The following is a 7375-nucleotide window of genomic DNA, read 5'->3' as shown; positions in this document are numbered from 1 at the left end:
CCTCGACTCGTGCGGCTTCGGCGCGTTCGGCGGCGTCGGGCGCTGTGGCGGTGGCTCGCGTCGGGGCACCGGGGGGCGCGGTAAGCCGAAGCAGCAGGTGCTTGCCCCGGCTGGCCGATTCGCGGACGGTCCAGCCGGTGAGGTCGGTCGCGGCGAGCTGCGGCACGCGGAAGTCGGAGCCGGTGAGCCGGGCGCCGGCCAGGGCGCGCTGGAGGACGCGGGCGGTGTTCCAGACGGTGTCGCCTTCGGGCACCCCTCCATCCTCCCTCGCTCGGCGGGATCCGCAGGGCAGGCCGGGTCAGTCGCCGGTGACCGTCACCACGTCGCCGGCGCGTACGCCGAGCAGGTCGACCGCGCGGCCGCTGTTGACCGCGAGCGCCACCAGCCCGGCCGAGTCCACGTACGCGACCAGCCCGCCCGCCGGGGCGTCACCGAAGGTGTGCCCACGCACCGCCAGGCGGCCGGCCACCCGTATCCGCTCCGGCAGCCCGGCCAGCAGCGCGCCGGGGGCGGCCAGTTGGACGTTGCCGAAGTGGTCGACGGTCAGCACCTCGGCGGTGAAGCCCGCGTCGTCGGCGCGGACCACCGGCGCCGGCAGGCGGACCAGCGTCGCCGCGTCCACGGCCGGACCCGCCCCGGCCAGCGGCGCGCCGAGCGCCAGCCGCGCGGCGACCGGCGCGAACACGTCCCGCCCGTGGAAGGTGCGGGAGACCTCCGGGGCGAACCAGGCCGGACTGGTCAGCTCGACCGCCCCGGTGATCCCGCCGAGCGCCTCGGCGGCGTCCAGCAGCAGCCCGTTGTCCGGGCCGACCAGCAGCCCGCCCGGGGTGGCCAGGGCGACACCCCGCCGTGCCGTGCCCACACCCGGGTCGACCACGGCCACGTGCACCCCCACCGGCAGGTACGGCACGGCCTGGGCGAGCACCGCCGCGCCCCGGCGTACGTCGGCGGGCGGCACCAGGTGGGTCACGTCGATCACCCGGGCGGCCGGGGCGAGCCGGGCGAGCACCCCGTGGCAGGCCGCCACGAACCCGTCGGCCAGGCCGTAGTCGGTGGTCAGCGAGATCCAGGGCCCGCCGGCCGGCCCGCCGTCGGCCCCGCCGTCGAGCCTCGTCACGAGGCGGCCGCCGGTGCCGGGAGCCGCCGCTCCAGCCGCAGCTCGTCGTGGAGCGGGATGTCGTCCTCACCCAGGTACGGGATGGTCGGCTTGACGGCACGCGCCCGGTCCACCGCGCCCGCGTCCACCGCCACGATCCGCAGCCCCCGGCGCTGGTAGAAGCGGAGCGCCCGAAGGTTGTCGTTGGTGGTGACCAGCCAGAGCCGGTCCGCCCCGGCCGCCGTGGCGACCACCTCGGCGGCGGCCATGAGGGCGCTGCCCGCGCCGTTGCCCGGGGTCGTCGCGGCCAGGCTGACCACCTCCAGGCCGCCGCCGGCGGCGCGGTGCACCAGCGCCCCGGCGAAGCCGCCCGCCCCGTCCACCGCCACCAGGGTGGGCAGTTCCCGCAGGTCGTAGCGGGTGTCGTGGACCACCACGTGCGGGCCGCCCCACTCCCGTTGGTGCAGGGCCGCGAGGTCGGCGTGGTCGCCGGGTCCGGCGGGTCGTACCTGGATCGAGGCCATCCGTCCCTCCTCGTCGTGTGCGGCACACCCTAGCGAGCGTGTCCGCCCGGTCCGCCCCCCTTGCCGCGGATCCCGGCCCTGCCTGTCCTTCCGTCCCTCCGACCTCCCGCACATCGGGAGCCCCCGTCCACATCCCGGAACCCGACAAGATCTTGGTACCAAATGGCCCCTACAGAGGCCACTTCCGTCCAAGATCGCTGACGCTGACGCTGACGCTGACGCTGACGCTGACGCTGACGCTGACGCTGACGCTGACGCTGACGCTGACGCTGACGCTGACGCTGACGCTGACGCTGACGCTGACGCTGACGCTGACGCTGACGCCGGCCCCCCCGGCCGGCGCGGTGACCGGCGGTGCGACTCCGACGTCGGCTGTGACCCGCCGGACCGCCGACGTCCGACGGCGGTGCACGTTCCGGTGGGGCGTCGGTGGTCAGCCGCGGAGGCGGAGGCCGCGGGGGGTGGCGCGGAAGCCGGCGGCGGTGAGCGCGTCGCGCAGCGGCGAGGAGTTCACGGCCTCGCCGTCGGCGCGTTCGACGGAGATCGCGCCGAGCGCGCCGGAGTGCACCGCGTCGGCGAGTGCCTTGCCGGCTGCGGCCAGCGCGTCGGTGTCGTCGGTGAAGGAGAGGATGGTGCGCCCGCCCCGTTCGACGTAGAGCACGAGGTCGCCGCCGACGAGCACGACGAGGGCCCCGGCCTTGCGTCCGGCCCGGTGCCCGGTGGCCGGGGTGGCCCCGTCGCCGGAGTCGACCACGCGGTCGGGCCAGGGCAGGGCCGCGCCGTAGGGGTTGGCCGGGTCGGTGGCGGCGAGCACCACGGTGGGTCCGCTGCGGCCTCCACTGTCGTCGGGGTCGGCGAGGGCACGGATGCGGTCGACGGCGCCGGGCACGGCGAACTGGGCCGCGCCCAGCCCTTCGACGAAGTACCCGCGCCGGGCCGCCCCGCGTTCCTCTAGCGCGGAGAGCACCGGGTAGACCGCCGCGAAGCCGCCGGTCACCTGCTCGGCCATGACGGCGCCCCGGGTGACCACGCCGTGCCGTTCGAGGAGCAGGTCGGCGAGGGCGGCGGCGCGCCGGGTCGGGTCGAGGTCGCGCTCGGGCAGCCGGGACCAGCGGCCGGCCACGGTGGGTGGGCCGCCGCGGCTGGGTAGCGCCACCCGGCCGGGGCGGCGGTAGCGGGTGCGCGGGGCGGTCGGCCGGCTCCGGTGCGCTCCGCCGCCGCCGAGGGCCGCCCGGAGCGGGGCCAGGGTGTCGTTGGTGAGATGACCGGCCCAGACCAGGTCCCACACGGCGGCCGTCAGGGCGGTGTCGTCGGTGGAGCCGACCCGGTCGGACAGGGAGCGGAAGAACAGCGCCTGCCCGTCGGCGAGCGCGTCGAGCACGGCTTCGTGCAGCGGGGTGACGGCCAGCGCCTCGTCCGGTGGTGGCAGCAGCAGGGGCGCGACGTCCGCGTACGCGAGGGTGACCCAGCCGTCGCCGCCGGAGATCGCCCCGGATCCGGCCCAGACCACCTCCCCGCTGGCGCAGAGCTCGTCGAGCTGGGCGGGGGAGTAGTCGGCGATGCGGGCGGGCAGCACGAGACGTTCCAGCGCGGACGCCGGCACGGCGGCGCCCTGCAACTGCTCGACGGTGGCGGCGACCGCCTCGACGCCCCGGGCCGAGGAGCCGACCTGCTGCCAGCGGGGCAGGAACGCGGCGAGCGCCCGGGGCGGCACCGGCTCGATCTCCCGGCGCAGCGCGGCGAGGGACCGGCGGCGCAGCAGCCGCAGCACCTCGGCGTCGCACCATTGGGTGCCGACGCTGTCCGGGGCGAACTCGCCGGAGACGACCCGGCCGGTGGCGCCGAGCCGGCGCAGCGCCTGCTCGACGACGAACACCCCGAGCCCGAACCGGGCGGCGCAGGTGGCCGCCGCGAACGGGCCGTGGGTGTGGGCGTAGCGGGCCACCAGGTCACCGAGCGGGTCGGCCACCGGCTCCAGATATGCCTCGGCCACCCCGACGGGCAGCGCCACGCCGAGCGCGTCGCGCAGCCGGGCCGCGTCCTCGACGACCACCCAGCGGTCCTCGCCGGCGATCCGGACCCGCAGCACCCGTCGGGCCGCCTCCAGCTCGCCCAGCCACCCGGCCGGTACGCCCCGTTCGGCCAGCTCCGCCTCGCTCAGGTCGCCGACCACCCGGAGCAGCTCGACCACGTCCTCGGCGTCGCGGGCGCGGCGCTGCTCGGTGCGCCAGCGCAGTTGCCGCTCGGTCTCGGCCAGCACCGCGGGGTCGAGCAGCTCCCGCAGGTCGACCCGGCCGAGCAGCTCACCGAGAAGCCCGGAGTCGAGGGCCAGGGCGGCGGCCCGCCGCTCGGCCAGCGGCGCGTCGCCCTCGTAGAGGAACGCGCCCACGTAGCCGAACAGCAGTGAGCGGGCGAACGGCGACGGGCGCTCGGACTCCACCTCGACCAGGCGGACCTTGCGGGCGCCCAGGTCCCGCATCAGCTCGGCCAGCGCCGGCTGGTCGAAGACGTCCTGGAGGCACTCCCGGGCGGCCTCCAGCGTGACCGGGAAGTCGGCGTACTCGCGGGCCACGTCGAGGAGTTGCGCGGCGCGCTGGCGCTGCTGCCAGAGCGGCTGGCGGCGGCGCGGGTCGCGGCGGGGCAGCAGCAGGGACCGGGCCGCGCATTCGCGGAACCGGGAGGCGAAAAGGGCAGACGTGCCCACCGACTCCTCGACGAGCTGGGCGATCTCCTCCGGGTCGAAGACCACCACGTCGGCGCCGGGCGGCTCCTCGGCGGTGTCGGGCAGCCGGACCACGATGCCGTCGTCGGAGGGCATCACCTGGGCGTCCACCCCGTAGCGCTCCGCGAGCCGCCGGCCGATGGCCAGCGCCCACGGGCCGTTGACCCGGGCGCCGAGCACCGAGTGCACGGCGAGCCGCCAGTCGCCCAGCTCGTCGCGGAACCGCTCGACCACCACCGTGCGGTCGTCGGGCAGCGACCGGGTGGCCTCCTTCTGCTCGCGCAGGTAGGTCATCAGGTTGCCGGCGGCCCAGTCGTCCAGCCCGCCCGCGCGCAGCGCGGCCACCGCGTCGGCGTCGGACTGCCGCAGCAGCGCCCGGACCCGCGCGCCGATGGCGCGGCCCAGCTCCACCGGGCGGCCGAGCTGGTCGCCCTTCCAGAACGGCATCCGGGCGGCCTGCCCGGGCGCGGGGGAGACCAGCACCCGATCGGGGGTGATCTCCTCGATCCGCCAGGACGACGAGCCGAGCAGGAACACGTCACCGACCCGGGACTCGTAGACCATCTCCTCGTCCAGCTCGCCCACCCGGGCGGCCCGCTCGGCGCCGGCCAGGAAGACCCCGAACAGTCCCCGGTCGGGGATGGTGCCGCCGCTCGTGACGGCGAGCCGCTGCGCGCCGGGCCGGCCGGTGAGCACGTCGGCGGCCCGGTCCCAGACCAGCCGGGGCCGTAGCTCGGCGAAGGCGGTCGACGGGTAACGCCCGGACAGCATGTCGAGCACCGCGTGCAGCGCCGAGTCGGGCAGCTCGGCGAAGGGCGCGGCGCGGCGGACCAGCACGGCCAGGTCGCCCAGCCGCCACGGCTCCAGGGCCACCATCGCCACGATCTGCTGGGCCAGCACGTCGAGCGGGTTGCGCGGGTAGTGCAGCTCCTCGATCGCGCCGACGCCCATCCGCTCGGCGACCACCGTGCAGGAGAGCAGGTCGCCGCGGTGCTTCGGGAAGACCACGCCCCGGGAGACCGCGCCGACCTGGTGCCCGGCCCGGCCGACGCGCTGCAGGCCGGCGGCGACGCTCGGCGGTGCCTCGATCTGCACGACCAGGTCGACCGCGCCCATGTCGATGCCCAGCTCCAGGCTGGAGGTGGCGACCACGGCCGGGAGCTGCCCGGACTTGAGCGCCTCCTCGATGTGCTTGCGCTCCTCGCGGGACACGCTGCCGTGGTGGGCGCGGGCGATCACCGGCGGCGCCCCGGCCGCCGCCCCGGACTGCGCCATCACCTCGGCTGGCTGGCGGGGCGCGCGCAGCGGCCCGACCGGCCCGCCGAACGCGTCGGCACCACGCCGCGGCCCCGGACCGGGACCGTCCCCCGGCTCGAAGCCGCCGGCCGCCAGGTCGGGACCGCCCCCGGGGCCGCCGTTGCCGGTCGCGGGGGCGAGGCCGTCCCCCGGACCGCCGTCGTCGGCCGCCGGGCCGTCGCCTCCGGGCAGCAGCTCGGATACGCGCACCGGCTCCCCGCCCCGGGCCACGCGACCGCCGTCCGGGGCGGACGCCGCCTCCAGCTCCTCGGCGGCCAGCTCGTTGAGCCGGGCGCAGAGCCGCTCGGCGCTGCGCCGCGAGTTGGTGAAGACGATGGTCGACCGGTGCGCCCGGATCAGCGAGAAGACCCGCTCCTCGACGGCGGGCCAGATCGACGCCCGGCGCGGGCCGATCCCGCCCAGCGCGTCATCCGGCGGCTCCTGCTCGTCGAGGCGGGTCATGTCCTCGACCGGAACCTGGACGCTGACCTCGATGGTCTTGCTGGTGGGCGGCTGCACCACGTCGACCGGGCGGGCGCCGCCGAGGAAGCGGGCGCAGACGTCGATCGGCCGGACGGTGGCGGAGAGCCCGATCCGCTGCGCCGGGGTCTCCAGCAGCGCGTCGAGGCGTTCCAGGGAGAGCGCCAGGTGGGCGCCGCGCTTCGTCCCGGCGACCGCGTGCACCTCGTCGATGATCACCGTGCGGACCCCGCGCAGCGAGTCGCGGGCCGCGGAGGTGAGCAGCAGGAACAGCGACTCGGGCGTGGTGATGAGGATGTCCGGCGGGGTCCGGGCGAAGGCCCGCCGCTCGTCGGCGGGGGTGTCGCCGGTGCGCATGCCCACGGTGATGTCGGGCGGGGTGATGCCGAGCCGGGTGGCCGCCTGCCGGATGCCGGTGAGCGGCGCGCGCAGGTTGCGCTCGACGTCGACGGCGAGCGCCTTGAGCGGGCTGACGTAGAGGACCCGGCAGCGGTGCCGTGCCTCGGCCGGCGGCGGCTCCTTGGCCAGCCGGTCGAGCGACCAGAGGAACGCCGCGAGGGTCTTGCCGGAGCCGGTCGGGGCGACGACCAGCGCGTTGCGGCCGGCGGCGACGGACCGCCAGGCGCCTTCCTGTGCGGCGGTGGGCGCCGCGAACGCCGCGGCGAACCACTCCCGGGTCGCCGCGCCGAATCCCGCCAGGACCGCCGCGCCCCGGGTCACCTCGTCCGCCACGCCCTCTATCCTGCCCCCACCGTCTGACAACCGGTCCGCGCCGGACGCTGATCTGTCCGGGACGGGGCTTTACGCGACGGATGCGGCCTTGGATGCGTTAAGTCTTACTTAACTGCTTGCTTGCAGCGCGCAACATAAAGTAACTTCACTCGCAACGCAGCGTGGGGTGGAGGGGCTTGGATGACCGTGCAGGGGCGAGGGTCCGGGTCCGGCACCGACGTGCTCATCCGCAAGGTCGACAGTCACCTCGCCACACTGCGCACCGGCCTGCACGGCCCCGAGCTGGAGCTGGCCGAGGAGCTGGCCCGCTGCCTGCGTGAGCTGGTCGTCGCCACCGCCCACTCCAGCGCCGCCGACCGGGGGCTCGTCCGCGCCGCCGTGCACTATTTCGTGCTCCGCCGGGAGAGCCGCGGCAAGCTGCTGCCGGTGCGCTCCCTGGCCGCCGCCCAGCGGGTGGTCAACAAGGCGGTCCGCCAGCTCGGCCGCCCCGACCTGCTCGTCGAGACGCCCCGCCGGGACCGTTCC

General features: G+C 76.5%; 5 protein-coding genes. 1 reads left to right on the top strand and 4 read right to left on the bottom strand.

What is annotated here, in order from left to right; translation table 11 throughout:
- The 4 genes from F8274_RS29220 to F8274_RS29205 all read right to left on the bottom strand — a co-directional run.
- The coding region (locus F8274_RS29220; RefSeq protein WP_370518287.1) for a DNA-formamidopyrimidine glycosylase family protein at positions 1-253 on the bottom strand (253 nt) is incomplete at its 3' end.
- 45 nt (positions 254-298) lie between these two features.
- Positions 299-1117 carry an S-adenosyl-l-methionine hydroxide adenosyltransferase family protein gene (locus F8274_RS29215; protein WP_151465576.1) on the bottom strand — a complete coding sequence of 273 codons (819 nt, stop codon included), beginning with the start codon at positions 1115-1117 and terminating at the stop codon, positions 299-301.
- Complete coding sequence (locus F8274_RS32485; protein WP_192580040.1) at positions 1114-1620, bottom strand: GNAT family N-acetyltransferase; 507 nt, start codon at positions 1618-1620, stop codon at positions 1114-1116. Before F8274_RS32485 ends, F8274_RS29215 begins: the two co-directional genes overlap by 4 nt.
- A gap of 433 nt (positions 1621-2053) precedes the next feature.
- A complete protein-coding gene (locus tag F8274_RS29205) occupies positions 2054-6850 on the bottom strand; it encodes a DEAD/DEAH box helicase (protein WP_225854028.1) in 4797 nt (1598 codons plus the stop codon).
- A 180-nt stretch (positions 6851-7030) separates the two neighbouring features.
- On the opposite strand from F8274_RS29205, the gene F8274_RS29200 reads away from it, so the two are divergent.
- Positions 7031-7375: hypothetical protein (locus F8274_RS29200; RefSeq protein ID WP_151465574.1), on the top strand; the 345-nt coding region annotated here is incomplete at its 3' end.

Origin of the sequence: Micromonospora sp. AMSO31t, assembly GCF_008868175.1 — a bacterium.
Lineage (GTDB): Bacteria > Actinomycetota > Actinomycetes > Mycobacteriales > Micromonosporaceae > Micromonospora.
This window is presented reverse-complemented; position numbering and strand designations above follow the sequence as displayed.